General features: G+C 73.2%; 1 protein-coding gene and 2 pseudogenes. All 3 read left to right on the top strand.

The genetic code is table 11. The features are described from left to right. Nucleotides 1-483: DUF1702 family protein (locus tag AB0J52_RS37425; protein ID WP_500187692.1), on the top strand; the 483-nt coding region annotated here is incomplete at its 5' end. Between the two features lie 398 nt (nucleotides 484-881). Next, nucleotides 882-1,595, top strand: a pseudogene (locus tag AB0J52_RS37420) (FG-GAP repeat domain-containing protein); the annotation flags it as partial. A gap of 469 nt (nucleotides 1,596-2,064) precedes the next feature. Continuing rightward, a pseudogene (locus AB0J52_RS37415) lies at nucleotides 2,065-2,146 on the top strand (sigma-70 factor domain-containing protein); the annotation flags it as partial.

The following is a 2,146-nucleotide window of genomic DNA, read 5'->3' as shown; positions in this document are numbered from 1 at the left end:
GTCGGCCGCGCGCTGTGGTTCCACACTTGCGCCGACCCCGAGGCCATCGGACGCGTCATCGCCGGATTCCCCCCGCACCGGCGCGGTGACCTGTGGGCGGGGATCGGGCTGGCCGCCGCCTACACCGGCGCACGGCCCCCGTACGTCCTGACCTCGCTGTTGCGAATCGCTGACGGCCACGACGGCGCTGCCGATCTCGCGCAGGGGCACCGTGCCGATCTCGCGCAGGGGCACCGTGCCGACCTCGCGCAGGGCGCGGCGTTCGCCGCCAAGGCGCGGGTGCTGGCGGGAGAGATCCCGAGCGACGTCCGGGACGCGGTGGAGACGCTGTGCTCGGCGTCCCCGGCCACCGCCGCGAAGTGGACCGACGTCGCGCACGACGAGGCGGCCGCCCACGGCAACTCCCTCGCGGACTACCAGTACTGGAGGGCCCTGGTCCGCCGTGAGTGGCGACGGCACGACGGCGGGGGAGGCGAGTGGTGACCGCAGGCCCGCGCACCCGTACCCCGCGCACCCGTACCCCGCGCACCCGTACCGCGCTGTCCCGTTTCGCGCGCTCCCGGCTCGTGCAGGTCTGCTCGGTGCTGCTGCTGGTGGCGGGCTGGTTCGTGGCGAGCCTGCCGGACACCTCCGACGCCGAGGCGGCGCGGCTGGCGCGGCGGTTCGCCTTCCAGCGCGTCCCGCTCAACGGCGCCGCCGCCGCCCGCGACGTCCGGCAGGTGGCGCCCGCCTACCGGCACATCGACCACTGGATCTCGTCGGTCGGCGCGGCCGTCGCGCTCGCCGACGTCGAGGGGGCCGGACGCCCGGCCGACGCGTGCGTCGTGGACCCGCGCGACGACTCGGTGACGGTCGCGCCCGTCCCCGGGGGCGGCGGACGGATGCCCGCCGTCCGGCTGGCGCCCGCCGGGCTGCCCTACGACGCGACGATGGCCCCGATGGGCTGCACGCCCGGCGACTACAACGAGGACGGCCTGACCGACGTCCTGGTCTACTACTGGGGCCGCTCACCCGTGCTGTTCCTGCGGACGCCCGTCGCGCTCGGCAAGCCCGGCGCGTTCGTCCCGCAGGAACTCGTCAGCCCGCGCCAGACCTGGAACACCAACGCGGTCTCGGTGGCGGACGTGGACGGTGACGGCCATCCCGACCTGATCGTCGCCAACTACTTCCCGGACGGCGCGCGCGTCCTCGACCCGCACGCGAGGCAGAGCCAGTTGGTCATGCAGCGGTCGATGTCGGCGGCCTACAACGGCGGACGCAAGCACATCCTGCTGTGGAAGTCGGCGCGGGGCGGCGGGCGGCCGTCCGCGACCTACACCGAGCCGCCGAGCCCGCTGCCCGACCGGACCTCCAAGGGGTGGACGCTCGCGACCGCGGTCCAGGACGTCGACGGCGACGGCCTGCCCGAGCTCTACCTCGCCAACGACTTCGGCCCGGACCGGCTGCTGCGCAACCGCTCCACACCCGGGCACCCGAGGTTCGAGGAGGTCAAGGGCGTCCGGCACTTCACCACCCCGAAGTCCAAGGTGCTCGGGCGCGACTCGTTCAAGGGCATGGGCGTCGCGTTCGGCGACCTGGACGGCGACGGCGTCCCCGACATCTTCGTCAGCAACATCACCCAGCAGTACGGCCTGCTGGAGAGCAACTTCGCGTGGCTGAGCCAGGGCCGCAGCGTCTTCCAGGGCCGCACGGCCCGCTACGACGACCACAGCGAGTCGCTCGGCCTGTCGCGCTCCGGCTGGGCCTGGGACGTCAAGATGGGCGACTTCGCCGGCGACGGCCGCACCGAGATCGTCCAGGCGACCGGGTTCGTCAAGGGAAGGGTGAACCGCTGGCCGCAGCTCCAGGAGCTGGCGATGACCAACGACGACCTGCTGAACCGCCCCGGCGCGTGGCCCGACTTCAGGCCCGGCCGCGACGACGTCTCCGGAAGCGACCGCGACCCCTTCTTCGCCCGGCTGCCGGACGGCCGGTTCCTGGACATCGCCGGACGCCTGGGCGTGGACGACGACAGCGTCTCGCGCGGCATCGCCCTCGCCGACGTCGAGCACGACGGGCGGCTCGATGAGAGAGATCGGTCGCGTTCCGCTCCTCACGGCAGAAGATGAAGTCGAACTGGCGAAATCAATCGAGGCGGGTCTTTTCG

The organism is Spirillospora sp. NPDC049652 (genome assembly GCF_040675125.1).
GTDB lineage: Bacteria > Actinomycetota > Actinomycetes > Streptosporangiales > Streptosporangiaceae > Spirillospora.
Note: the sequence above shows the minus strand (reverse complement) of the source record. Positions and strands in the feature narration are given on the sequence as shown.